This window comes from Pseudomonas sp. PvP028 (assembly GCF_017832255.1).
GTDB lineage: Bacteria > Pseudomonadota > Gammaproteobacteria > Pseudomonadales > Pseudomonadaceae > Aquipseudomonas > Aquipseudomonas syringae.
On the sequence record NZ_JAFIBL010000001.1, the window covers coordinates 4100540 to 4125533 of the forward strand.

A 24994-nucleotide genomic window follows, 5' to 3' on the forward strand; every position below is an offset into this window, starting at 1 on the left:
CAGGGTGCGCCAAAGTGCGCCGTTAGCTGGTCGACCGAAGTGTTGCATCGGGTGGCGCGGCTTGCCATTCCAGAGCCAGATCGAGCAGGGCGGCCCCCAGAGCCTTGCCGTGGGCGTCGAGCGCCAGTGACCGTGTGACTCCGCCACGCAGGATGCCGGGCAGGACGAAGTTGAGCGCACCTACACACGGCAGTTCGTAGCGCCTTACGGGTGGCCCATTCAGGTCCAGCAGTTCGGCGAAGTGTGCAGTGACCCGCTCAACCGTGAGCAGCTCAGCCAGACGTGCATAATCGTCGATGTGAAAGGCAACGATGGAGATATTGGAGACGTCACCCTTGTCACCGGTACGTGCGTGAGCGATGTCCCGCAGTTTGGTGGTGTTCATGCCAGGAGCTCCAGGTGTACGTGCAGGTTGACGTGGTCTCTCGGCACAAACAGTGACGCCACCGCGACCACCTGGCGGACTGATTTGCTCGCACCGCCGCCTCCGTATGGGCCGTTGGTGTAGAGGGTTTCTACTTCATTGCCGACGCGTACCGCATCGCTTTTGTCCACGCAACGCGCGGCGACCCGAAGGCGTACCTCCCAGGGCTCGCCCTCGGCGCGCGCCCCCAGGTGACTTCCATGCAAGGCGCTAACGCCGATCAGTTCGGCCTGAATGTCCTCACATGCCACGCCTGTCAGAGCCAGTCGTTTGAGCACGATGTCCTTCGCCAGCAGCCCGCGGGCCAGCGCGCCGGGGCCGCCGTAGGACATTTGTCCTTCGCCGATCCAGCCATCGAGAAAACCTACGGACACCTTCAACGTCTCGGGACGTGCGTGTCCGCCCGCCCCCTGAACGCGTACTTCGTCTCTCGCGATGGATTCGAAGCCAGCATGGGTGAAGTCCGCGCTGACATCGGGCGTCAGGTAGGCGGCAGGGTCATGCACTTCGTACAACATTTGCTCGGTGCAGGTGGCGGTATCAATGCGGCCGCCTGAGCCCGCCACTTTGCTGATAACGGCATTGCCTGCCGCATCTATCTCGGCCAGCGGGAAGCCCAGGCGGTCGAGGTCGGGAACGTCTTTAAAACCGGGATCCGCGAAATAGCCGCCGCTGACCTGGCCGGCGCATTCGAGCAAGTGCCCGACCAAGGTTCCACGGCCCAGCAATGCCCAGTCGTCCTCGGCCCAGCCGAACTCGAACATTTGCGGTGCGAGAAAAAGTGACGGATCAGCGACCCTTCCGGTAACGATCACGTCAGCATCGGCGCGCAAGGCCTGGATGATTCCTTCTGCGCCAAGGTAGGCATTGGCCGAAATGAGTCTGTCGCCGAGGGATCGCAGAGACCTGCCGTTGTCGAGGGTTCGATCGGGCTGTTGCAGTAGGGCTGCGAGCACGTCATCGCCTGTCAGCGCTGCGACTTTCAAGCCCGTCAGGCCAAGATCTGCCGCTATCCGGCGTATTTCACTTGCGGCGCCAAGCGGATTTGCAGCCCCCATGTTGGTGATGATTCGCAAGCGACGGCGCGTACCGTCAACGCCTTTGCCCACAAAAGGCAAGACCCGGCGCATGCGCTCGCTCAGCAATGGATCGTAGCCTGCTGATGGGTCTGCCAGACGCGACTGTTGTGCGAGCGCAATGGTACGTTCCGCGAGGCATTCGAATACCAGGTAATCCAGTTGCCCATGCTCGGCCAGCTCGATCGCCGGCTCGATGCGGTCGCCGGAATAACCGGCCCCTGAACCAATCCGTATGGTTTTCATTCAGAAAACTCCTATGACCATAGCGGTCAGGGTCATGATGACCGAGGCCGCAAACAGGAAAGGGATAGTGAAACGCTGGTGGTCGGCCAGTTCGATCTTGCACAGGCCGACCAGCAGAAAGGTTGCTGGCGTCAGCGGGCTGACCGGGAACCCGGTGGTATGCACGCCGAGCAGCGACGCTTGCGCGACCTGCATCGGGTCAACGCCGAGCGCTTTGCCGACCTCGGCGACCACCGGCATGATGCCGAAGTAGAAGGAGTCCGGATCGAAAAGCAGGCTCAAGGGCATGGATAGAAAGCCTACGACGACCGGGATCAGCTTGCCGTGCCCGGCCGGGATCTGGCCCACGGCCACTTCGGCCATGGCCTTCAGCATCCCGGTGCCTTGCATGATGCCTGTGAATACCCCGGCAGCCAGCAGAATACTGGCCATGGTCAGGGCTGTTTTGGCGTGTGCGTCGATACGCGCCCGTTGTGCGTCCACGGCAGGGTAGTTGATGCACAAGGCAATCACGGTGCCGAGCATGAACATCACCACCGGATCGACAACCCCCGCGATCATCACGCCCATCACCACCAGCGTCAGCAGCAGGTTGATCCAGAACAACCGAGGCTTGCGCAGTTCACGCTCGGCATCGCTGAGCACGCGTTGGTGGGGTTTTACATCAAGATTGTCGGGGCCCAGGCCCAGGCGTCGCTCTTCGCGCCGCCCCAGGAAAAACGCGCAGGTGAAGACGAAGATCAGTCCGACGATCTGCACCGGAATGAGCGGCTGAAACAGATCCGAAACCGGCACGTGAAGGGCGGCGGAAGAGCGCAACACCGGGCCCGTCCAGGGCAGGAAGTTGACCCCCGCAGCCATCGCCGTCACGCAAGCCAGTATGCGTTTATCCATGCCAAGGCGCGTGTACAACGGCAGCATGGCGGGAATGGTCACGAGAAAGGTCACCGCGCCGGAGCCGTCCAGATGCACCAGCAGCGCCAGCAGTGCGGTGCCCATGACGATGCGGGTTGGCCGCGTACCGACCCGTTTGAGGATGCGGTCGATGATCGGATCGAGCATGCCGGCATCCGTCATGATGCCGAAGAAGAGGATGGCGAATACAAACATCCCGACTACGGGCGCAACGTTCTTGATGCCTGTGATGATGAAGCCACTGGTTTGCAGACCAAAGCCAGCGAGGAGGGCGGCGATGATCGGCAGGGCGATCAAGGCAACCAGGGGAGATATGCGTTTGCTCATAATGCTGACGAGCATGGCAAGGATGGTTATCACACCGAGTGTGGCGAGCATAGGCTGGTCCTCTTTGGCATCCCTGTGCGCGGCAGCGACGAGACGCCCTATTGTTGTTTTGCAAGAGTAATAGCAACGACGCTATGCTCTGTGAATTGAAATATTCAGTGGGTCATATTCGGAAAAACAAAATGAAGAATTCGATCCAGCACATTCGCGCCTTCCTGTCAGTGGCTCAGACCGGCAGTTTTTCCAAGGCAGCAGCCGCTCTCAACTTGTCGCCGTCTGCACTGACCGTGCAAATCCAGCAACTGGAGGATTGGCTCGGCGTTGCCTTGCTGGAACGAAGCCCACGTCATGTCTGCTTGACCGGGGCTGGCCAAAATGCGCTTTTGCCTATGGAGAAACTGCTGCTGGATCTGGACAACATCGTTAGTGCCGCGCGGGACATTGCAGCCTCACGACGCGGGTTGATCACGATCGCCGCGTTGCCGTCGCTGTGTTCAGGCGTACTGCCTGCAGTTTTGAAGACGTTTCGCGAACGGTTTCCCGGTGTCGAGGTCAGGCTGCGAGATGTCGTCGCGCAACGAATCGATGCGCTTGTCATGGAGCGCGAAGTGGATTTCGGATTAGGCGTGCAGGCTCGGCCCACCCATGGGCTGGAGTTCAACGCCATCCTGGAAGACCGGTTGTGCCTGTTCGCTCCAAAAGACCATCCCTTGGCGAATCGCCGTGCAGTGAAACTGAACGAGATAGCTGGTTTCCCGATCGTTCTTACCGGCAGGGAAAGCAGTGTTCGCGATCTTGTCGAGCGAGTGTTTGCTGACGAGCAACTGCCTTTATCTGCGGGTCTGGAAGCCAATTACATGTCTACTGTACTGGCGTTGGTCAGGCAGGGGCAGGGCATTACGCTTCTTCCGGAGTCGGCGGACGATGGGCGGGGAGACCTGAGTAAAGTGCCAATCGATCATCCGGGTGTTGTTCGGCAGATTGGGCTTATTACCCGTACGGAGCAAACAATGGCTCCCGCCGTCGTCGAATTTGTTCGGTTGCTGGAGGATCTGCGCACGCTCGGCCATCACAGCCGTACTGAAGCTGTTGCTCATAATGAGACTGTTATGCCGCGCCGTTGATCGTCAACTGTAGTGTTTTATGTTTGGGTAAAGTGCAGGAGGGGCGCTTGTTGGTGTTGATGGATAACTCAACTAAATGACTGTTTAGTTGAGTTATTAATCTCAGTGATTTTAAGGTTGGGTGAGGGCGGTTGTTCTGGTTTCTCAAGTTCTCTTGGAAAAGCGTCCTGAAAAGCTCACTGACTCAACCGGATTTTCAATCATCTACTAAAAAGAGACTCGGCCGGCAATGCATTTTTGAACCTCACCGCCAACCCAGATGCGCTCGCCAATTTGTTCTACCTGAATTCGTCCGTGACGCCCTAAAGCCGTACCTTGGCTGACGGTATATCGTTTTTGCATTAGTCCGGCTGGTATTAGCCATTGGGCAAGGCTGGCATTAAGGCTACCAGTAACAGGGTCTTCGGCAGACCTGTCACTAATGAAGGCTCTAACTTCGACATCAGCTCCTGCATCTCGCTCGATCCAAGGGGCAAAGGCTCCTACATTTAACCCATTCAGGGCTGCATAATCTGGATGTATTGCCAATAATTCTTCACGCGAACGCAGCATTACCACAACCCAACCCGGACCGTTGTCTGCCCATTGGCTCGCAATAATACGGTCAGGTGCGACACCCAATCCATCGATGATGCGGTGCAAAACATCGTCTTCAACCGCACCTCCACGCAGCAATGGTGGTGCCGCGAAAGCCAGGCGAGTGCCGTCGCGCCGGATGTTAACTAAACCTGCACCACACTCCTGAACGACTTCTTTACTTTGCGAGAAACCAGTATCCCCCAGCCACACGTAACAGCTGCCTAAGGTAGGGTGGCCAGCAAAGGGAAGTTCACGCATTGGCGTAAAGATACGTACGCGATAATCCGCATCAGGATGGGTAGGACGCATGAGAAATGTAGTCTCGCTAAGGTTTGTCCAACGTGCGAACGCGGCCATTTGTTCGGTGGTCAGATCATCGGCGTCGCTTACGACTGCGAGGGCATTGCCTTCCAAGGGCTTGTTAGCGAATACATCAACCTGGTGAAAACTCAGTGTATTGGGCATGAAGCTCTCGTAGGTTGGTTTGCGTGGAATGGTAACCCTAAATACATCGCAGGAGAGTGTCCACATTGATGCGCGCTTGCCGCCGCACAATATTCCCGGCGAAGAGCCAGGTCTTGCGTCCAGGTGGATACAGCGCAGGGCTCGCTCGGCGAGCGTACTGTTGATAGATCAACGTGCGTAGAAACTCCGCTGGTGCTGGTAATGCAGTGAGTTTGAGCTTCTGTTTTTCTCGGTCGCCACTGACATTGTTCGGAAGGCCGGAAGCTCAGCTTCAATCGCCGCGATCAAGTTTTTGTTAGTGGCGGTTTCGCTCAGGTTAGATTCGAGGCTGATTGGCATGTTTCGACAGGAGCCTTTTCCTGGTGAAATGCGGTGGGCACTGGCCTGGATTGTGAAATACTTTGTTACGCATAATGTATATTATGTTAAATTATGTCCGGATCTGTAGGCAGTGCAAGGCTGTCCAATGTCACTAACCTCCGTTCACGTTTGCACAAAACCCCGTTTCTCGAAAAATCAGCTATTTGAAAGCTCATCCTCATCCCCTGTCTCATGTTCGCTTCTCGCTGCCGTTTCACTAATCGCCGGTTAGCATCGCGTGTCACGATCAGGCTGGCCGTACCTCAATCTCTCTGCTACACGTATAGGTACCACCCAAAGATTCTAGGTTGCTGGTTCCACTATGACGCGGCCGTTCATCCCATTTCCGATTTTCCCATCGTACGACCATTGGCAGCCCAACCAAGTAAAACGGTTCCCGGTCAACGCTCACGTCTCAGCTCGCCTGAACGAAGTTGACGACTCCTGCCTTCCGTTCATGAGCGCCTGGTACGCCGATCGGTACTTGAACTGGATTGCTCATAGTTGGAGTCCACAGACGCCACACCTTCAGTACTACAAGACCATCAACGGTCTGGAAAAGATGCTCAACTGGAGTTTCGCAAACAACCTCTCGTTGCTGGACTGGACGGACGCCGACTTCAAAGACTATGTGGCCTTTGTCCAAACCCCTGACAGTGGCTGGGCCAGTCCTAGCATTCAGCCGCGGTTCTTGGTTAGCTCCGGCAAGGACTACCGCGATTACCCGATAAATCCTGAGTGGAAACTGTTCCATACCGCTCGCACCGCGAACTCGAGCGACGCCATAGATAAGAATGTTTGGAAGCGTGAGATCAGGAGCGTCACGCAGTTCATGGATTTCTACTTGAAGGACGTCTCTGCCACTAGGCCAAACGTAGCCGCTGCCAAGCTGGACTGGCTGTCCTTTAAGGAACCACAGGCTCGAGGCTCCATTTCGGATGCAGTGATGAAGTGGATTTTGAAGACGCTACCGAACCTGCTTAGTCCCCATAACTCACACCTGATCGAAATGTACCTCACGATCGCCAGGTATACGGTCAGACCGATGTGGCAAGTGCTTGGTACGGCTTCTAGCCCTGGGCGTATCGACCAGTTCATGCGTAACGAGCGTGGCGACTGGCTGGAAAGCCATCCCAAGAATGGCTCAATGGTTCCCTTGCCACGGGCATTTTCCCGGACTTTCGACCGATACCTGGTTTACCTGAATATTGATTCTAGCCAGCCGTTGCCAGCGGTGAGCCTGTTTCCGAGGGAGGATTCGCTGGGTGTGCACGATCTCAAAGGTCTATGGCTCATCACGTGCTCGATCAGGCACAACCTCGCGGATATGGCGTTGGCGTCGGATAATCCGGATATTGTCGAGGCTGCTGGTGAGATCAGGCGTTTGACGACAGCCCTTGTCTCGAATCGGCCTGCCTCCGAAACCTAGGCTGGGCGAGGATTTTGGGTGCCCTTTCCTAATGCCGCCTGCTGGGATTGAGGGCGTGGCTCTCCGAGCTCGGCTGTCGTAAACCAAGCCGCCCGCTAAGCGAGCGCCTCGGCCCTGCGGGCGTCCATCCTCACGCCTGCGCGCTCCGCTTGCTTGGACGCGCAGGGTGCTGGATCAACTGGGGGACTTCTAAAGGGGGCGCGGATACATCACTACCCTCCTCCTATGCCTTGATTCCAGCTCAGCAATGCAAGTCACTCAGGCGGAGTAATTGGCTTCCGCCTTCCATGCACCGACGGGTTGGCTATGAAGCTTCCAGAAATGCTCCGCGACCGCGTCAGCCTCCTTAGAATCCGGTGCAACGTTCGCGGCAACAGTCACCGTACCGATGTGGACGCCTTGAGCTTTTGCCGATTCAAACAAGCCTAACACCAGTGCTCGGATGCCGGCCTTACCGATGCTCAACGACAGAAAGTCAGGACTTGGGTACAGCGCGAAACCGCCACCTGTATGAATCAACCTGCACACACTCGCCTCTAAGTGGTATAAGTGCACTGGAATAATACAGCCTGTTTTTTAACATTACTCCTTGCGCACGAACCCTGACCATCCGGCTTTCTCTGTGAGTACACATTGAATTCGTCCTATTGATGTCGCTGCGCGAAAAAACGAATCTAGCGCGCCATAGGGCTCACCCCGTTACGCCCACACGTTTTGAGGTAGCGCGTTATCTCGTCTCATGGTAGCGCTTTATCTGTAAAGTAATTAACAGACTAAGATCTTCCAACGTGTACACCGCGCCTGGCATATGTCGGCCAGGACTTGGTGGGATCATGGGTGCATATCCGTTGAGCCGGCGGAACATTCGTTCAGCAATGCCGCCTACATATCTCTTAGATTTGCTCAGCGATTTGTACGAAATGCCCAAATTACCCACGAGTTCCTGAATTCGGGCGCTATCGAACTTGTGATCTGCTTCGAGCACATATCGGTTCGGATTCCCATGCCGGATCATATCCAAAGATTTTGAAGTTCCAGCCTCGATGAAGGCTTCTTTTATAGCTTTTTCCATTACTTCGCTACAGTCATCAGAAACAGATATTGCGCTTGCGAGTACAGCGTTGCTATTGAGATCAAAAATTACGGCCACAATCGGGCGCTTCTGCGACCAACCTTTTGTGTCCACTACAAAAACGTCAGGCTTGAATGTCGTGAGGAGTGCCACTTGCTTCGAGGTACTCTGGAAGTCTGATTGGAAGCCCTCGAATACCAAGCCTGCCCGCCCTGCTTTCCTGTACGTCAGAACGCCTTTAACTGCGCAAGGGGGGTGATCATGTCGAATCCAGTTGCCATTGCCACAGATCGTCCAGCGAGCGCGATCAGACCATAGGGTTTCCTCCGATTCAGGGTCGATCGTTTGATCAAGCTCAGGAAATCCATCGCTCGTCCATTCAGCCCCACCCTCATCCACAAGGCGTTGCAGAATGACTTCCCTGGCATGACGTGCATAGAAATCCTGTACGCCCCGAAACACGCTTATCCTCGAGCCCTCGGTCAGTCCTGCCTTACAATCAAAAGGCACGGATGCCGAACTATCTTCCCGTAAGCCCGATCTGCGCCACTCATGTTCAATGCCAGCCAAGCATGCCGTCAAATGGGGTTCGGCAGCACCCAGACACTGAACTGCTCGGGCGGCACCCAAATGCAGATTCAATACAAGCACCTGAGCATCCTTCAGATGGAGTGAGGTGTCTGTACTTCCCTCCTCCCTCAGCGACTCAAAAGTCTCGTGGCCTAAGCAGCCAGCGACGACTTCCAGCAATTTGGGGTGCGAAACACTTACACCTTGTAGCGCCAAGAGCGTGGCTGCGTAATCGGTTGCATCATTGATTAATTCAGTCATGTTGTCTCCGTGCTTAATCTCAGGATCGCCTACGCCCCCTATTTAACTCCGCTAAAGCTAAAGACTATACGAGGGGGTATGGTGTTTCGCTGCTGTGTTAAGTTTGAGGAGGAACGGAGGCAGGTTCAGGTCGGGATTGTTTTTGTTGTTTGGTTTGGATTTAGGAAGCATTACCCTGAGCTGTATAATGCAGCCGGTGATGCGGTCGACAATGTAGGTCAGGTGTGGCTGAACTATTAAGGGATTCTCAGTGTAGATTACCTCGACAGCAGAATCATGTGACCCATCTTGCTTATCCATGTATGTCTCCCTCTTGCACTGGGTTTGATATAGCGTAGTGATGTATGGCTTTAGTAAGGTAAGTCATGAGCGTAGATCTAGGTTCTCATCTGTCAAGGGCGGATTCTGATGGGCGCAACAACTCAGCGGATACCAATGGCCAGCCGCCACTGGTTCTATCAATGATCGGCGCAGCCATCTTCAACTCCGAACCGGATAAAATTTTATAAGTACACTTGGCATACTATTATCGCACTTCTACAAAAGACGTCGGACAATCAGCTAGTTACGATTTTGTTGTTCGATACTGATTAAAGTACACTAAGTATACTAATCAAAGAGAAAAGCTACACGGACTCCGACCTCCCCCGACGCAGCAATCCACACCAGTTACCTCTCTGAAGCACATGAGATTTGCCCGATGCTTTCCACCAAGCGCCCTCGCTGAACGTCAAAAAAGCGTATGCGAACGCTCCGACGGCGTGGGCCGACGTCAAGGGGGTAGAGATCACGTTCCTCTGCTCGGGCCGCAATGCAATGAATCCCTGAATTGATGATGAACCCTTACACTTTGCCCGATGGTAGGATGTGGCACACTGCCAGCGGAGCTGGTCGGGACAATAATGAAGTGAAGGGATGTCGGTATGATCAGAAGGTTCCGGCTGGATCAAAAGTCTCATTATGAGAGGCTGGTGATTGCTCAGCGCCTGTCGGAAATGCTCACGAAGTTCCTGGATGGCCAGCTAGCTCCGCTGGCTATTGGTGCCGAGCAAGGCAGCATCGAGGAATGGGACGATGTGGTCATCTACCACAAAAAAGATGTGCTGGAGCATTTACAGGTCAAACGCCAGGCCAGTGATTTCTGTACGAAAGATCCTGACAAGGCGAAATTCCTAGCAAAACAAGCGAAGAACGGATCATCCAAAGGACAGGTGCAGCCGATACCAGGCCCTAACCCGCCTCCTTCGAATGTGCCTTTCAAAGCAAAAAAACCACCGCAGGTAAACTCTGTTCTCGATTCAGCATTCGCGAGCCTTGCGAAGCATTCCGGCAAAGGGACTTTCGATACCTTGCCCGAACGTCAGTTTCAGTTGACGCTGGTAGGCGCCTCTCTGAAGGTGAAAGCCGACCTGACCGTCGACCATGTCGATGCGCTGTGCAAGCTGTGTCGCAAGGAAGGGCTGGATCTAACTGAGCTGGCCAACAGCACTGACGGGCCGACACAAAGGGCATATACGTGGCTCACCACCTGGTGTGGCTTTCAGGATTGGGCCCAGATCAGAGACACACTTCGCCGAGTCACCATAGTGTGCGTGGGTAATGACGCCTATCTTGAACAGCGCTGCGTCGCAGCACTAGCCAGGCATTTCACCGACCCACTGCGCGCCCTTCACCAACTGGTGATGTACATCACTTGGGAGACATCCCACGTTTCAACGCTTGGATGTCATGCAGTCCTGCGGGCGCTTCGGGCGGAGCTTCGCCCTGACATCGAAACATGGGCTCAGTATGAGCTGGCCGATACTGTCCTACCTGCCGGGCAATCTTGGTCATTAGCAGGCACCCACGACCTTGGTGCCTTGGTAACCAGGTCTGCCCAGGGCGTTGTTGAGCATATATGGAGCAACGCGCCGGGAATCCGAAAGCTGCGGATATATGCTCAATACAAGGCCCCCATCGGAGCAAATCTGACTCTCCCTGCAGCGTTGTTGCGAATGGCTTTGCATCTGCCCGCTGGTACTCACGGTTTGATGCGGGACGAGCCGGTATGGCGAGGCAGCGTTGGCCATGAGGTCGGGCACACGCTGGGTGTCGGTGAGAGCGATCTGAATCACCTTGCGTGGGTAGGTAACAGCGAGCGGCTCGCATGCTCGACCGATCATGTATTCACATCACGAAGCGATATCCACTCCGAGGCACAAGCACTCGCTGACGCCATGGACGGACTGGTTTGGGAGCGTGTCAGCCAAGGCGTCTTTGAGAAGATCACGCTCATTTCCGATCCGGCCCTCGCCGACGCGATGGAAGCGATGTGGATCGAATGGTTGGCAGGCTTTGCTGCAAATCCAGGTAGCCGTCGAGAATTTCTGGAACAACTTCTGTACCCAGAAACTGAAGGGAAGAATGCTAAACACGCGCTGCGGCTTGGCCCTCGCACCCATGACTTGCTGGTGGCTGCAATTCAGACACTTCTGCTCGTTGCAGTAGGAGTCGGCGGCACTGGTAACGAGTGGGGTTACTTTCCACAGTGCGGCAAGGTATTGAGCATCGCCCTTCAATACTGGTCTGGCCCGGCCGGCCCCGCTCCTGAGGTTCGAGAGCTATCTGAGGGCCCTTTGATCGACGTCATTGGCCCATCACCCGCCCCGGTCGTCATCCTGGCCGGAGTTAGCTCCTCCCCCACAGAATTGTTGAATATCGGTATGGCTGACGACGCAGAGACCGCCACCAGCATGGCGGCCGAGCGGCGGCCGCACCTTCTCGTCACTCGTTCTGGTTTGCGTCAACACCTGCGCAACGGAACGCTGATAACCGTGCGGCAACACTTCAACAATCAATTGAAAGATCGCCTGCTCGCCCGCGAGTCAGCCATCAAGACGAATGTGAAAGGATTCTGACATGCTAACAATCGACGAGGTGGTCGCTGCCATCTTGAGCCGTGCCGAAGACCGCTACGAGGTCTATTTTCCTAGCGCGGCAGAAGTGGCCGCGCCTTGGACTGACATCAACTCAATTGCGATACAGCTCAAACGGGTCAATCGGGAAGGTGCCGGGTGGCGAACTGTTTTGATCACCGCGTTCTCTTACGACGTGGCCAAAGTCCAGGGGGCTTTTCGGTGGGCGGCGGATGTTCGGGACAACCTGGCGGAACCGCAAACAGCTGACCTGTATATGTTCATGCTGATCGAGGGCGTCACGTCCGAAGATGCCGCACGCCTGGAAACCGATGACCGCTTTTGCCGGAAGGTGGTGGTCAGAGAGGGAGAAATTGCGGGCTCCTTCCTCGACCGTAGTTTTCTGGCGACCCTATCCCCCTCTGGTAGCTTGGAAAGCATTAGCGACCCACTGCTAGCGTCCATGGGCACGTTAGGCCTAACACATTCATGGGTGCTACCTCACCTCGAAGCGTGGCGGGAGTTGTTGCTGTCGGGGCAATCGGGGACTGATGTTGCGGATGCCTTGAAGGCTGTTGCGTTCGGCGAAGAGGACTCACAATGAAACAGTTGAAGTCCATCACCCTTTCCAACATCCGCAGGTTTAGCGCTGACACAACGATTGAGCTTAGCCAAGGCGCAACAATCTTGCTGGCCCCCAACGGCACCGGAAAGACGGCATTTTTCGAAGCCATTGAGCTCGGCCTCACTGGGAAGATCCTACGTCTGGGCGATAATCTTTTGCCCATCATCCGGGACACCCAGAGCACGGCTCGCGTGGGCCTCGATTTCGGTGATGTGCAAGCCGCTGTGGAGGTGAACAGTATTGGCGACGTTGAAAGAACGGGCGATCTAAGCCCGCTGTTTCCGGACACCAATCCTGACGACATCCCGTTTCTGCTAAGGCTCACTCACCTGCTGGATCAGCGTGAAGGAGAATGGCTGGTACAAGCAGACCCAAAGGTCGCGGGCTCCCAGTTGGCTCGCTTGCCAATCGGCAAGGATGGCACGCAGGTCAGCTCTGCCCTAGGCAGTATTCGCCGCGCGCTCACTGACAAATTGAAACAAGCCAAGAGCTCACTTGAAGTTCTTGAAACAGAGTTTAATGAATGGCAAAGCCTCGCCCTGGAGCGAGATCTTGCAGCTTCTCAGTCTCAAGGCGCACTGCGCAGCAGAGAAAACATTGCTGAATCCATTTCAGATATTGCGCGCCAGGCGAAGAGCTACGATCAACTGCCCGCAGGTCTACTGGTGCCTCCGCTGGGTCAAGATGGTTTGGAAACGGTGCATGACGCGCTGGAGCAATTGGTACAAACCAAGCTGGATCGCCTTCGCGATCAGATCACGGCTTTAACTGAAGTTGACGGGCTCATCGGTCGGTTCGTTTCTGAGCAAGCACGTTCAGAGCAACTGGGTAGTGATCTGGTTGTGGCAAAGCAGGTACTTGCACAGCGAGTACAAGATCGTGCGGCAGTTGCTACTCGCCATGAGCAGTTTCAGCAGGAGTTGGTCACTGCACAAGATGAGCGTGATGCCATTGTTCAACAGCTCAACCGGCACATGAATGAGATCAACGCTAAAGAAACCGTAGAGCAGCGCAAACAGGCACTGGAGACCGCCGACAAGACTCTGGCCACCGCAGAAACTCTGGCCTCCACACTGCGCACCGAGCATGAAGGCAATCAACAGCTCGGCGTCCAGCATGACCTGATCAATAGGCAACGCGCTGCGTTGCTGCAGATAGATGCAGACCTCTTGGCTGCCCGTGAGCTTGTTGTGCGGTGGGAGCAAGCGATTGAGCACGTGGCGCAGGTCGCGGGTGCCATCAGTGATCAGGAGGTAAAGGAGGATCGCCTTCAAGAACAACTCCGCACCGCCGTTTCATCAAGAACAGCCGCTGAAACTGAGGAGCTGGCAGCAAGGAGTCAGCACGAGACTTTGACGTCGGCCGCCGACTCTATCCGGCAAGCCGTTGCGTCCATCGCCGCTCATTTGCCTGCCGATCGTGGCGACTGCCCGCTTTGTGGCGAAGAGCACGGGGCGGAAATTCTTCATAAGCGTGTTGCCAAGGCTTTGGAAGCAATTGATCCCAATGTCGTGGATGCGGAACGACGGGTCAAGAAATCCGCTGATGCGCTCCGCGAATGTACCGACGCGGTTGCTCTCGCCGAGGCCGAGCTGAAAGCTTGTAAAGGCACGATCATTGAGCTGGAACACCAGCAAGCGGGTCTGCTGGCAGACATTGATGATCTCAAATCCAGCGTTTTGCTCGGCGGAGACACGGTACCGCTTGCCAAGGAGTCGATCAGGCTTCGGGAAGATGCAAATGCATCTGCCAAGCTCCAGCTCGACGAGAAACAGAGCAATCTTGCGCCTGCGCTCGAAGCTCAAGTCATTGATAGGGCGAAAGATGCTTACGATTCAGCTGCGCGAGCATTGGAAACGGCCCGGCAGGAGCGGTCAGAGGCCAGTAGCAGGCTTGGGCAAGCAACTGCTGCTTTAGCGGCAATCACTTCGGACGCGCCCCCCGCCCAAACGCTGGAAGAGTTGTCACTGGCGCAAAACCAAAACGCCAACCAAATTGTTGATCTCAGCGCCAAGGTGGCGGCCGAAAAGTTATCGCTGGATCGGCATCAAGCACAACTCAGTGACATGACAAGCAGCGTATCCGGGCTAGAAACTCAGCTCTCAGATACCCAAGCTCGCCTCGCTACCGTCCGAGCAGCCTGGCGCCAACTATCGCTTGCAGGTGATCCCAATGCAGAGGTTGCGAGCGGTCATGAGGCCCAGCTGCAATCATCCGCCGCCGAGCTGGATCGTCACTCAGAAACGCTGCAAACGATCAAAATAGAGATCGGTGCATGGAGCAAGCTGGAACAGACGCGCCTAACTCAAGGGCTTTTGGATCGTCGACGCGGCGAGCTTTCAGAAGATGCGTTTACTGCGGATCTACGTCAGCGAGTGGAACATAGGCAGTTGGAGCACAAGCGGCTGTCGCAGCTATCTGATGCCATGGACACACTCAACCAGCACCTCTCGACCGAAATCGCTAATGTTCAAAAACACGTGCTTGCCGTCGTACCGCGGTGGCAGGCGCTTTTGAAACGAGTGGTTAGGGAGCAAAGGTTTACGGGGACGAACCTCGATTTCCGCAGCCTCTACAGAAAAGAGCGAGCTGAAGTGTCGGTGCAGGTTAATGGCGAACAGTTTCCGGTGCCCGTGATAGCGAGCGAAGCTCAGCTGACTGATTTACAGCTGACTTTCCTGCTATCGATGGCGTTGGATCATCAGTGGTCTTCCTGGCGCGGGCTGCTTCTAGACGACCCGACCCAGCACCATGATCTGGTGCATGCTGCTTCGGTATTCGATGTGCTTCGTGATTACATCGTGGATCATGGTTTTCAGGTGGTGATTGCAACGCACGACGCTCTACAGGCGCGTTACTTTATGCGAAAGCTGCAGAACGACGGTATCGAAGCGCGTATATGGTCACTCGCCCCTACGCCTGATGGGGTTACAGCGTTAGAAACCCCTTGGCCCGCGGCGAACCATTTCACGGTTATCGACCAGCCAAACCCAAGCTCCGAGAATGAGTAGTTCTTGGTGACGTAGCTGATCTGATCGTGCCAGGTTTTTGACCTGGCGCGATCGGATACTGCGTGCGCTGGCGGAAACATTCAGTTCGGCGTGAAAATACCAGGGGTGCACTCTCAACTCAGCAGCGTTCTTAGGAGCTTGCGCTCGCTAGCCCCGCCCTGCCACATCACCCGCTTTAAAACTTGCACTGCTTTTTGCTCCATCGGCATCATGGAATAAAACAACAATAAAGAGAAAGCCCCATGTCCCAGCCGATGGTCACACTTCTAATATTCTCAAACCCAACGCCGGATTCTGGTCGTGCTGTGCAATTGGATCAGAAGCAGGACAGCCAGATGCTATCAGTTTTCCAGGCTGTAGGAATTTCCTATCAGGTGCTGGATGCGATGATCGAGCGTGATAATCGGCTCACCGATTTCGCTATAGAGTACTTTGTGAAAAACTTGATTGCGGATGGATGGGAGAAATACATCGCGACTCAACTGGTAATGGAAAAATGCTGGCAGCGCCGCATGCACGGGATTTGGTACAGAATGACTGCCGAAGAAAAGACGTCTGCTGTTGCGATTGACTACGAAATCTACCAGAACTATTGGCCTAATCTAGATTTTATGGAGCCAAGTTTTGGCGCTGACATATAGCGCAGGCATCGTGATACCAGATTCTAGTATGACTTCCCACTGACGCATCACAGTTCGATGCATTCGGGACTGAGAGGCAGCATTTCAATGCTTGTGTTGCCTATTGCTCCATAGGCAATCTGTAGAACCAATAACAATAATAAGGATCGCACTTCATGTCTCAGATAATATCCACCGCTCGCAAAACTAAATCACCCCAAGGGGACAGCGAGGTCGCCAGCCCCATCGAAAAAAGGGAAAGTAGTCTTCTCAGTAAATTTCAGTCGCTTGGCTATCTCTTGTCCTGGGTAGATGACATGGCCAAGGATGAGTCTGACATCGGAGGATCAATCACTGCCCTGTTTTCCTTCGATGCTGAGGTCGCTGCATTAGGTTTTGACCGGTACGACCCGGTGCACATATTGACGGCTCCCAGCTGGAAGATACGTATGTACGCAGCCTGGTGTGTGCTGGGTGGCGTAGAACGCACCATTGCTGCGCAACTCGATTACACGGAGGTTCACAACTACTGGCCTAATGCTGATTTCTGTGACCCTGCGTGGGATGAGGAAGTGAGGCAGTGGGCGGCCACCGTCACGAGCTACGATGAGCCTTCTGAATTCAAAATCGGTGAGATAGCCGGATACCCTCCCCGACCGAAACTGATATTCAAGATCTGAGGAAGACCAGCGGCGGCTGATTCAGCCGCAACCGGCTACAGTTAGCAGCCCCCAGGCGCGACAGGCAATCCATCGTCCAGACTGCTACATGTTTGGAGCAGGGTTCTCGGCGCTGTTCGCCTTCCCATTTTTTTGGCTCGTCAATACAGGTACTACGTGGGGTGTGATGGTTGCCATGACACTTGGCATCGGTGTCGGGGTGGCTGCCATGCTCGGGGCGCGAGGAGCGTTTTTCTCCGAAGTGTTTCCTTCCAAGGTGCGCTTTAGCGGGCTGGCTTTGGGACGAGAAATCAGTGCTGTTCTGGCCGGCGGACTTGCTCCACTGACTGCAGTGAGTCTATCAACGAGGGCGGGCGGAGCATCGTGGTTTGTATCTTGTCTTGCGATTGGTATGAGTCTGTTAACCTTCATCGCCGTCTATTGGGCTCCGGAAACAAGCAAGCGCGCCCTGGGAGAATTCCGATCCGCTGCTGACGAGGCACCAGTGGAAAACATCCACACGGCCCGCCGTGAAGTGCCCTCAGGTACTGCGGCTCAAAACTAAGCTTGGATAGAGCCCTATGAGACATTGCGATTCCAGCCTCTAAGCACGTAGCTGGAATCGCTACCGCCACTACCTGTCTTGTAAGTGAGTTACGGGGGCGGGGCTAAACTGCCTTGATAGGGTGTACGCGCCCTACCCCTAGCCGGTTTCCGACTTGGTAACTGATGGTCGTCAGGAAAGTTTAATTGGTGTCCTAAGGTCTTCAAAAAATGGTTTCTTGAACTGCACTTCTGCTAGCGCGCTGACCAATCCACCCTTGGCGGGTTTGGCAGGTTCAACAAACCAATAGCAATGTTGTTTGGCGCGTGTGATGGCCACATAGGCCAAGCGCAATGTCTCTTGACCCTGGGCCGTATCGTAGGGCTCAGGATCACCTGGGTTACCCAGATTAGCTTGCTCATATGCCATGTTCCGATGAGGCGATGTGGACATCTGAGCACAGTCCCCGACGAGGAATACTGCATCCGCCTCCAAGCCCTTGGAGCCATGGTAGGTCAGCAGCTTGATGCTGCTCGCGCGCTTAAGTTTCTTCGCCCTTGCCAGAATCGACTTGAGCTTGATACGAACCTCCTTTTTGGTGTCATTTTTGCGGTACAACACCAGTACGGTCTGTCCCCTGTCGAAATGCTGCTCAACGAAGTCTGCAAGCACACTGTCATCTCGATCCAGAACTTGGACAGGAAAAGCAAGATCCTTGACCTTGGGATGTGCTGCAATTCCGTGCTTGTCTTTGTTGGTGGTGATCTTTTGCACCAGGCTTTCGGCAGCGTCGATCACCATTTGCTGGGAGCGGTAGTTTTCCTTCATGAGCACGTGAGTCGTGCTTGGTGATGGGAAGTAGGACTCGAATTCGTCAAAGAATTTTGGCGAGCTACCCCTCCAGCCATAGATGCTCTGCCAATCATCCCCTACCGCCATAAGGGATGCAGGGTAAACCGCGCTATCGGTGGTAACGCTGAGCCCCCTCACCCGTGCTTCACGGAACACCGCGCGCAGCCATGAGATGGTATTGGCGCCACAGTCCTGAAACTCGTCTACCAGAAGGTGCAGCATGGGCATGAAAACATCGTCGGGGAGCTGCTCGAGGTTGGCCGCCCCTCGCTCACCAAACATTTCAAACATTTTGTTGAAGGTGAAAATTGGTGGCGACTGGTTGGCCAAGTAATCATTAAAGGCCGGCCAGAAAATGGCGAGCGCATGGAAGAAAAGTGCATCTTTATCGTTGGGCGCGAAGCTCATATTTTGTACGGCTTCGGTCACGTCGAGCCCGAGGTTTTCCAGGAATGAAGCGGCCGAATGGAACGCTACCATCACCGGAGCCTCACCTAGCTCACCCTTGATCTCATACTCAAATTTCGGAGACTTTCTGACGTACCCTCGAAGCACATCAAGCGTCGCAAGTCCTTCAGCGTAGTTATCCAAAAACAAGATGCCCTTGTCGCAATAGACCTGAAACAAGGTTTTTTTCATAGTCGTAGCCCCCGTCAGCTTCATCGAGGGCATGGATTGCAAACACAGCTTTCGATCGTTGCTACCCACTCCAAGAATGACGTAGGCCTTGAGCTCCTCACAGTAGCCGTTGGCGAAGAACGGCAATCCCTTCAACGTGACGGGAAAAGGGCCGGCTTCGATCCCTTCTATCGGCCAGGCGCCTTCTGCACGCCATAGGCGCTCCACAGCGTCGGTCAGCTCTTCATCACGTTTGGAACAATCAAGTATGCGGCCGATGCGCCTTCTCGCCTCGGTGGAGTTAGCACTCAAGGGCAGTAGCTTAGCTGACGAGCGTACCAGTTCGGCTATGAGGCCCTGAAATGTCTCGTTGGTCTCATATACGTGTTGATACGCCGCATTCATCAGGTCTAGCTGTTCATTGGTGAGACGGATATCAAGTGCGTTTTCGACGTCTTCGCCCTCTTCGTCTTCGGCGTCGTTGAGCGAGAAAAACTCGAACGCTTTAACTTTCGCATGGGGTTGGCTCCAGCGTATGAAGTCGAGGATCCGAGAGTGGAACGTTCGCACGATTCGGCCTGTGACCTCCTCCGTCAGAGTGATGCCCCAAAGCGCGAAGACTTCAGCCAACTTGTGCCTGAAGTCTTTCCGGGATTCGCGGGTGAAGGTGACTACTGCGATTTTCTCTTTGGGAATGCCCAGGTACTTATGCAATACCAGAAGACGCAGCACCATCGTGGTGGATTTTCCACTGCCAGCCCCGGCCACGATGCAGGTTGAGGGATCCTTGGAGAAGATCATTTCCCACTGATCATCCGTAGGTTCCTGTCCCTTCAGGTGCTCGGCGACCTTATCTCTGACCTCCTGTTCAACCTCAGAGGTGATGCGGAATCGCCATTTCGCGAAGAGGTTGTAATCAACCTGGGGGCCTAGAGCTTGTACAGCGCGGCCTGGACGCAGCTCGATGATGCGCTTTCCAGCTTCAATACCTTCGGCCAACCCTAACTGGTGGCCCACTAGCGCGCCGGCTTCTTGCCCTTGCCCGAGGCCGCTCTCAAGGCCGAGGGAATAACCGGCATGCTTGCCTTTCTTCCACCCATCCTCGTAGCCACGCCGGGAACCATGCTGCCACGAGTCCTTGTCATGGGCACGCTGAGAGCGAAGGACAGCAGATGCCAATGCCGACAAAATGCGGGCTCCAATTCCCTTCGGTAACAATATGTCACCCGCCCGTTCCTCTTCCCGTCCTTGTTCTGCAGATCCCACACTACGCCCCTTCACATGATCGATATTCCGGCGAAGACCGAGGCGACCATTGTTGGCCACAACCGCTCTAAACCGGTGGTTGAGGGGATGGTAATCGCGGAAACAAAATTTTACGAACGTGGAGTCCTCGATCTGCTGAACAAAGTAGGTTTCGGTTAGAGTATCGGCCCTTTCCCTCTGCATTGGCTCACGGATCCGTCAAATGCTCGGCATCGAACTCAACAACAGCGCCCAAGCAACCTACAACCCGCTCACTCAGACCATCATGCTTAGAAGAGCCGAAGAGCCTGATCTGGTGAAACTTGTTAATGCGGTCTATAACCCCGATTGGAATGCGGGGTTGCTGCTGGTCGACGGCGCCGAGAACGTGCTTGCTCCTTTGGTGCACGAGATGCGGCATTGGGTGGACATGAACTGTTCCATCAGGGGCCTGACGACACTCCAGGACATCTTCCAGCTGATGGCCGACCCCAGCGACACGAACGTAGCCGTCAAGCCCCTAAAGCGGGATTTAGCGCTGAGTCATTTCATCGAGCGGTACGAGCATGCTGATCCTGCTGCGCGGTATCCCTGGCAAGTTGACTTCAGCCTGAGCCAACCGAACGTCCACGAACCGATCGAGCACATCTCGCTGTGTTTCTTCGCTAACAATGACCTTGACCGTCGGCGCGTACTCTTTAAATCACCTGTTTATCTGGGCAGCATGCTCGAGACCTGTGCGATTTATCAGGAGCAGCGAGACGTCTTTCCGCTTTTTCTCCAGCCGAACTTGCCCAGGGACGCTCGGGAGAATGCGGAGGCCGCGGCGATGAGGCTTCTCCAGGATCCGACAGCACCCGAGTACCATTCTATCAGTCACGCGATTTCGATCGCGGCAAGACAGCACGAGGGGGCTCACGGTGTATCACTCGCTGCGGGACTCTGCACGCTGCTGTTGAACATGCCTCCTGAGATGCTGAAGGAGAGCTGCCGTCGGGTGGAAGCCCGCATGAAAAACCGCAGGTACGGCGATGGGGCAGTGTCGGCTGGTCGCCAGATGCGAGCAATGAGTGCCGTAAGCCCTGAAGCTGCTCTGATTCACAATGCGGTAACCGAGCTTTCCCGGCGTTCCAACAATTCGGGGCCGCTTCCTTATAGTGATGACCTGATATTCGACCTGGTGCCTTACTGGAAAAAGCGCCAAGCAGAGTTCTTCGAGCGTAGCCATCTGCACTTTGTGGCTAAGATCAATGCCATGCAAGGGCCGGACTATTTCCATGCGGCCATCCCCGCATTGATTGAGAACAACAAATGGATCATGGAGCAAGAAACCTTGCGATTGACACTCAATAGACTCCCTAAGCGCCCGCCGATATTTTTTGGTGACGGTTTCGTGCTGCAGGGGGCTCCAGAGTTCTGCGGGGTGGAGCCGCACTACCTGGAGGCAGATATATCCTTGGCTGTTTCGGCGCTCAAAATACGTGCACTTTCACCGGTGCCAGCATAGAACCGGCCTGAGCCGTAGGTTGGCAGCATGCATCAGCTATGAGGGCCTGCGATGCAGTTCTCGATCATCAGGATCTTTGAAAGGGAGTTCCCCGGGCATGACCGCGAAAAACACTGGCATGCACCAACCGCTCTGCGTTAATGGGTGGGCATATCATCCCAATCGCCGCCTCGGCCGTGGCGGCAATGGTGATGTTTACCGGGCGGAAAAGGATGGCGTTCAGGGTGCGTTAAAACTGCTCAAGCCGGGATCCCGTGGTACACGTACAGATCGCTTCCGCGACGAAATCGAGGCGCTCAAAAAATGCTCCGATAGGTGGGCAGTGACCGCATAGATTAGTCTCGGATGAGATGTTTCGTGCCCTCCCCTTAACCGTGAAGCGATCAATGGAGATCGGCTCCGATCATCGGTTCAGTAAATTCGAAGGGCCGCGGCAGATGGCATCATTTCGAAATGGACTCTACTGAGACGAGCTCCAGATATTTGTATTTTTTCTTCTTCGCCGCGGCCTTGGCCTCTTGCTCAGCGACCAGCTTGCTGAGGCTATTTGAGTCGTGCACAAACACATCAATATCGCCCTCGTACACCTTGGACACGTGTAAGGTCACCCGCAGCTTCGACGTATGGTAACCACTCGCTTTCTTCGCTAGAGGCGTCGGGTTTGCAGCTGGCTGGGGTCTGGGTACCGCAGGCGTTGACGATGGCGCGGGAGGTGTCACGGGATCCGTAGTGGCTCCGAAGAGTGCTTTACGCATTTCCTCTTCACTTAATTCAATTGCCATAGATCTACCTTCGGGCGGTCAGAAGTGCACAGTTGTGCCGGTATAATGGGTTTGCCTATTGAGCTGCAGGCATGCCGGCGAGGCTATCCGCATGGTTTCGAGAGAGCAGCATATTCAGACGTCCTGCGACGACCAATTGATAAATCCGTTCGTGCGCCCGCTGGAGCTGATGGTTTTTATTGAGCGACCGTGGCGCAGTGCTAGGTACAGTTGTCATGACTGTCTCCCTGGTTGCTTTGAATGAGTTCCTTTTGGAGCCGGGGTACCTTGGAGCTCTGAGGCCGGGTGCTCAATCTGAGGAGATGACTCTTTATCCAGCTTGGGCTGGGCGTCCGCGCGTTGCTCAAGTTGAATTTTTAGATCCTCTACAAGCTTAGCCAAGTCTGCCTCACGAGCGGCAGCCTGCGCCGCAGAGGTGCGGAGGGCTTTGAGCTCATCGTTCAACTCACTGGCGGTGCTTTTTTGAAGCTCCATGATCGCCCCTGCCCTAGCTTCCGCTAGCACAAGCGCATGTACCTGGGCAATAAGGGCCTGTATCTGATCGCCCTGGGAATTCAAGGTCTTCAACTGTTGGCGTGACTCTCCCAGTAGACGCTCATTGTCGCGGTTGAGACGTGTGGACTCATCCTGTTTGACCGCTAGCGATTCCCGCAGCTTTCGCTGCTCGACCTGCGATTCATGAAGCTGGGATTCATGCCTACGTTGATCCTGTTCGCGCTGTTCCTTCACCGACTCCCGGTAGTGTTCAAGCGCCCCGCGCGCGTGAACGTGCTTTTCCTCAAGGGATTGGATCTGTTTATTCCTATCACTTACCTGGGCATCCAGATCACTACAGCGTTGGCTTAGGCCGGCATTACGTGTCAGCTCTGCCTGGAGAGAAGACTGCGTGGTTTGGAGGTCAGCAGTTTGAGCTTCAATGGCCGCTTGCTGGGCCTCTAACTGCCTCCGCGCAGAGGTCAGTTCTGATTGTAGATTGGCGATTTGAGACTCGAGCGCTACGCGCTGTAAATCGAAGGCTGATCGAGCCTTTTCGATCGACTCATTACCCTCCTCCATCAACCGATCCAGAAGGCTTGCGACCATCGCGGAAAGCTCTTCCCCCAAGCTGTCTCGCGAGGATGGCGGGCGTGGATCAAAGGATTCGATCTCTTTTAGGTACCGGGCAATAGTAGTTTTCGAGCCCGTATTACCCAGCTCGACACGCACGGCGTCAATGCTTGGGTACGTGCCTTTGGCCAGCAAGGCTTGCCTCGCTTTTTGTACTACAGCTTTGTTTACACCGCCGCGGGCCATTAGACGTCCTACGATTTCGTGTCGTGATACATGTCATGTAATTACGTGTCACGTTATCATCAAAATCACGAGTTTGTAATGAGGTTTCTAGAAAGCCATAATAGAAGTTTATGGCTTCTTGATGATTCACTAGAGCTCCAAGTAGCACCGGAGCCCTGTAATCACGGGCGAGCGCAAGATTTCGAGGTTGGGTATGGCGAATAAGGCTGATCGGTATCTAACCGCGGGTACCCGCGAAAACACGCGAAAAAGCTATCGCATTGCGATCGAGCACTTCGAGGTGACCTGGGGCGGTTACCTGCCTACGACCGGCGAGGGAGTCGTGCGCTACCTAGCCGAGTACGCCGACAAGCATGCGATCAGCACGTTAAAGCAGCGTCTGGCAGCGTTGGCGCAGTGGCATATCACCCAAGGATTCCCTGATCCCACCAAGACGCCGCACGTTCGGCAGATGATCAAGGGCATCCGAGTCGTTCATCCTGCACAGGTGAAGCAAGCCGCTCCCCTTCTCCTGAGACACCTAGGGCAGGCTGTTAATTGGTTAGAGGCTGAAGCCGCTGCAGCGCTGGAACGAGGTGATTACAAGACCGTGCTTCGCCACAAGCGCTCGCTCGCATTGGTGCTGATTGGGTTCTGGCGGGGATTCCGCGGAGATGAGTTGGCCCGACTAACCGTGGAGAACACCCAAGCCAATAGTGGTGAAGGGATTACCTTCTTCTTGCCATATACCAAAGGCGACCGTCAGTACGAAGGCACAATCTTCCAAACGCCAGCGCTGACAATGCTTTGCCCCGTTGACGCCTACATCAACTGGATCACAGTTGCCGGACTCGCAAAAGGGCCCGTGTTTAGACGCCTGGATCGCTGGGGAAATTTGTCGGATAGACCCATCCAATCGCATAGTCTGATTCCGATGCTACGCCGAATCTTCAAGGAAGCTGGCCTACCTGAAGCGCTTTACAGCGCTCATTCGATGCGGCGGGGCTTTGCTACCTGGGCGTCGTCCAATGGATGGGACATAAAAGGTCTGATGAGCTATGTAGGTTGGAAAGACATGAAGTCAGCTCTGCGATACCTAGACTCAAATGTATCTTTCGGGGGGCTGGCAGTACGAGCAGACACGCTCGGAATTGATAAAACGTGATATGTGCGCTGCCTCAGTCAGGTGTGGATATGAACCACGCCCCTGCTTAGCGGATCATCCTGCTTTGCCTGCAAACACAGTTCGACGCTGAGGACATCCACTATGGAGGCTCGAAAATGCCAGAATCAGTCGTGCCGACGAAGGTGCCTCGTCGATTGCTATTTGCCATCCCCCCCCTCAAAATGACTGAGCTTGAGCGTTCAAGGACGACGAAGCCCAAAAATGTGAAGGGTTTAGGGTTAGCTTTACTGCGCAACTGGTACCACGCAGAACTCAACGATGACACGCCTCGAGGCATTTCCTCGGCCGTCCTTGAGGTCTAACCCTCTCCGATCTCTCCGTCTATCCCTGG

20 protein-coding genes are annotated in these 24994 nt (G+C 55.0%); 11 read left to right on the forward strand and 9 right to left on the reverse strand.

Annotation, left to right across the window (positions count from 1 at the left end):
- Positions 1 to 22 precede the first annotated feature (22 nt).
- Genes JOE34_RS18230 through JOE34_RS18240 form a run of 3 tightly spaced genes read right to left on the reverse strand, consistent with a single transcriptional unit; the run spans position 23 to position 3039 of the window.
- On the reverse strand, positions 23 to 385 hold the full coding sequence (locus JOE34_RS18230) for a hypothetical protein (RefSeq protein ID WP_003426554.1): 363 nt from the start codon (positions 383 to 385) through the stop codon (positions 23 to 25).
- Positions 382 to 1746, reverse strand: a complete 1365-nt coding sequence (locus JOE34_RS18235) for an acyclic terpene utilization AtuA family protein (protein WP_017279129.1) — start codon at positions 1744 to 1746, stop codon at positions 382 to 384. The genes JOE34_RS18230 and JOE34_RS18235 overlap by 4 nt, the downstream gene beginning before the upstream one ends.
- Entirely contained in the window at positions 1747 to 3039 is a 1293-nt protein-coding gene (locus JOE34_RS18240) for a citrate:proton symporter (protein ID WP_096103917.1), read from the reverse strand.
- A 131-nt stretch (positions 3040 to 3170) separates the two neighbouring features.
- Between JOE34_RS18240 and JOE34_RS18245 the strand changes: the two genes are divergently transcribed.
- Complete coding sequence (locus JOE34_RS18245; protein ID WP_024663267.1) at positions 3171 to 4112, forward strand: LysR family transcriptional regulator; 942 nt, start codon at positions 3171 to 3173, stop codon at positions 4110 to 4112.
- A 207-nt stretch (positions 4113 to 4319) separates the two neighbouring features.
- Here JOE34_RS18245 and JOE34_RS18250 read toward each other — a convergent pair whose 3' ends face one another.
- On the reverse strand, positions 4320 to 5156 hold the full coding sequence (locus tag JOE34_RS18250; protein WP_209996321.1) for a PhzF family phenazine biosynthesis protein: 837 nt from the start codon (positions 5154 to 5156) through the stop codon (positions 4320 to 4322).
- 682 nt (positions 5157 to 5838) lie between these two features.
- Here JOE34_RS18250 and JOE34_RS18255 point away from each other — a divergent pair.
- Positions 5839 to 6945: a hypothetical protein gene (locus tag JOE34_RS18255; RefSeq protein ID WP_054998250.1), complete on the forward strand. Its 1107-nt coding sequence runs from the start codon at positions 5839 to 5841 to the stop codon at positions 6943 to 6945.
- A 258-nt stretch (positions 6946 to 7203) separates the two neighbouring features.
- Here JOE34_RS18255 and JOE34_RS18260 read toward each other — a convergent pair whose 3' ends face one another.
- Positions 7204 to 7464 (reverse strand): hypothetical protein, encoded by a 261-nt coding sequence (locus JOE34_RS18260; RefSeq protein WP_209996323.1) that lies wholly within the window; start codon positions 7462 to 7464, stop codon positions 7204 to 7206.
- Positions 7465 to 7672: 208 nt separating this feature from the next.
- A complete protein-coding gene (locus tag JOE34_RS18265; protein ID WP_209996332.1) occupies positions 7673 to 8848 on the reverse strand; it encodes a hypothetical protein in 1176 nt (391 codons plus the stop codon).
- A gap of 923 nt (positions 8849 to 9771) precedes the next feature.
- Here JOE34_RS18265 and JOE34_RS18270 point away from each other — a divergent pair.
- From JOE34_RS18270 to JOE34_RS18295, 6 genes are all read left to right on the forward strand, one after another.
- Positions 9772 to 11745, forward strand: coding sequence for an ABC-three component system protein (locus JOE34_RS18270; protein WP_209996334.1), 1974 nt, complete (start codon positions 9772 to 9774; stop codon positions 11743 to 11745).
- A gap of 1 nt (position 11746) precedes the next feature.
- Positions 11747 to 12346, forward strand: a complete 600-nt coding sequence (locus JOE34_RS18275) for an ABC-three component system middle component 1 (RefSeq protein WP_054998256.1) — start codon at positions 11747 to 11749, stop codon at positions 12344 to 12346.
- Positions 12343 to 15378 carry an AAA family ATPase gene (locus JOE34_RS18280; RefSeq protein WP_122813489.1) on the forward strand — a complete coding sequence of 1012 codons (3036 nt, stop codon included), beginning with the start codon at positions 12343 to 12345 and terminating at the stop codon, positions 15376 to 15378. The genes JOE34_RS18275 and JOE34_RS18280 overlap by 4 nt, the downstream gene beginning before the upstream one ends.
- A gap of 242 nt (positions 15379 to 15620) precedes the next feature.
- Positions 15621 to 16019 carry a hypothetical protein gene (locus tag JOE34_RS18285; RefSeq protein ID WP_054998258.1) on the forward strand — a complete coding sequence of 133 codons (399 nt, stop codon included), beginning with the start codon at positions 15621 to 15623 and terminating at the stop codon, positions 16017 to 16019.
- 155 nt (positions 16020 to 16174) lie between these two features.
- The gene (locus JOE34_RS18290; RefSeq protein ID WP_209996336.1) at positions 16175 to 16678 is read left to right on the forward strand and encodes a hypothetical protein; all 504 of its coding nucleotides are present in this window, start codon (positions 16175 to 16177) and stop codon (positions 16676 to 16678) included.
- Between the two features lie 88 nt (positions 16679 to 16766).
- The gene (locus tag JOE34_RS18295; protein WP_122813491.1) at positions 16767 to 17222 is read left to right on the forward strand and encodes a hypothetical protein; all 456 of its coding nucleotides are present in this window, start codon (positions 16767 to 16769) and stop codon (positions 17220 to 17222) included.
- 171 nt (positions 17223 to 17393) lie between these two features.
- Here JOE34_RS18295 and JOE34_RS18300 read toward each other — a convergent pair whose 3' ends face one another.
- Positions 17394 to 19997, reverse strand: coding sequence for a UvrD-helicase domain-containing protein (locus tag JOE34_RS18300; protein ID WP_209996338.1), 2604 nt, complete (start codon positions 19995 to 19997; stop codon positions 17394 to 17396).
- A 142-nt stretch (positions 19998 to 20139) separates the two neighbouring features.
- Between JOE34_RS18300 and JOE34_RS18305 the strand changes: the two genes are divergently transcribed.
- On the forward strand, positions 20140 to 21423 hold the full coding sequence (locus tag JOE34_RS18305) for a hypothetical protein (protein ID WP_054998262.1): 1284 nt from the start codon (positions 20140 to 20142) through the stop codon (positions 21421 to 21423).
- Between the two features lie 97 nt (positions 21424 to 21520).
- Positions 21521 to 21757, forward strand: coding sequence for a hypothetical protein (locus JOE34_RS18310; protein ID WP_147461995.1), 237 nt, complete (start codon positions 21521 to 21523; stop codon positions 21755 to 21757).
- 109 nt (positions 21758 to 21866) lie between these two features.
- Here the strand turns inward: JOE34_RS18310 and JOE34_RS18315 are convergent, their stop codons facing one another.
- Together JOE34_RS18315 and JOE34_RS18320 are read right to left on the reverse strand one after the other, a co-directional pair.
- On the reverse strand, positions 21867 to 22205 hold the full coding sequence (locus JOE34_RS18315; RefSeq protein WP_054998263.1) for a hypothetical protein: 339 nt from the start codon (positions 22203 to 22205) through the stop codon (positions 21867 to 21869).
- Between the two features lie 213 nt (positions 22206 to 22418).
- A complete protein-coding gene (locus JOE34_RS18320; RefSeq protein WP_209996340.1) occupies positions 22419 to 23498 on the reverse strand; it encodes a DNA-binding protein in 1080 nt (359 codons plus the stop codon).
- Positions 23499 to 23691: 193 nt separating this feature from the next.
- Here JOE34_RS18320 and JOE34_RS18325 point away from each other — a divergent pair, with 193 nt between their 5' ends.
- Positions 23692 to 24642 carry a tyrosine-type recombinase/integrase gene (locus tag JOE34_RS18325; RefSeq protein ID WP_209996342.1) on the forward strand — a complete coding sequence of 317 codons (951 nt, stop codon included), beginning with the start codon at positions 23692 to 23694 and terminating at the stop codon, positions 24640 to 24642.
- Positions 24643 to 24994: the final 352 nt, after the last annotated feature.

Coding starts and splice junctions, on each gene's coding strand:
- JOE34_RS18320 (WP_209996340.1), bottom strand. CDS start 23,498: ATGGCCCGCGGCGGTGTAAACAAAGCTGTAGTACAAAAAGCGAGGCAA.
- JOE34_RS18265 (WP_209996332.1), bottom strand. CDS start 8,848: ATGACTGAATTAATCAATGATGCAACCGATTACGCAGCCACGCTCTTG.
- JOE34_RS18310 (WP_147461995.1), top strand. CDS start 21,521: ATGACCGCGAAAAACACTGGCATGCACCAACCGCTCTGCGTTAATGGG.
- JOE34_RS18235 (WP_017279129.1), bottom strand. CDS start 1,746: ATGAAAACCATACGGATTGGTTCAGGGGCCGGTTATTCCGGCGACCGC.
- JOE34_RS18270 (WP_209996334.1), top strand. CDS start 9,772: ATGATCAGAAGGTTCCGGCTGGATCAAAAGTCTCATTATGAGAGGCTG.
- JOE34_RS18275 (WP_054998256.1), top strand. CDS start 11,747: ATGCTAACAATCGACGAGGTGGTCGCTGCCATCTTGAGCCGTGCCGAA.
- JOE34_RS18240 (WP_096103917.1), bottom strand. CDS start 3,039: ATGCTCGCCACACTCGGTGTGATAACCATCCTTGCCATGCTCGTCAGC.
- JOE34_RS18230 (WP_003426554.1), bottom strand. CDS start 385: ATGAACACCACCAAACTGCGGGACATCGCTCACGCACGTACCGGTGAC.
- JOE34_RS18280 (WP_122813489.1), top strand. CDS start 12,343: ATGAAACAGTTGAAGTCCATCACCCTTTCCAACATCCGCAGGTTTAGC.
- JOE34_RS18325 (WP_209996342.1), top strand. CDS start 23,692: ATGGCGAATAAGGCTGATCGGTATCTAACCGCGGGTACCCGCGAAAAC.
- JOE34_RS18245 (WP_024663267.1), top strand. CDS start 3,171: ATGAAGAATTCGATCCAGCACATTCGCGCCTTCCTGTCAGTGGCTCAG.
- JOE34_RS18315 (WP_054998263.1), bottom strand. CDS start 22,205: ATGGCAATTGAATTAAGTGAAGAGGAAATGCGTAAAGCACTCTTCGGA.
- JOE34_RS18255 (WP_054998250.1), top strand. CDS start 5,839: ATGACGCGGCCGTTCATCCCATTTCCGATTTTCCCATCGTACGACCAT.
- JOE34_RS18250 (WP_209996321.1), bottom strand. CDS start 5,156: ATGCCCAATACACTGAGTTTTCACCAGGTTGATGTATTCGCTAACAAG.
- JOE34_RS18285 (WP_054998258.1), top strand. CDS start 15,621: ATGTCCCAGCCGATGGTCACACTTCTAATATTCTCAAACCCAACGCCG.
- JOE34_RS18305 (WP_054998262.1), top strand. CDS start 20,140: ATGCTCGGCATCGAACTCAACAACAGCGCCCAAGCAACCTACAACCCG.
- JOE34_RS18290 (WP_209996336.1), top strand. CDS start 16,175: ATGTCTCAGATAATATCCACCGCTCGCAAAACTAAATCACCCCAAGGG.
- JOE34_RS18295 (WP_122813491.1), top strand. CDS start 16,767: ATGTTTGGAGCAGGGTTCTCGGCGCTGTTCGCCTTCCCATTTTTTTGG.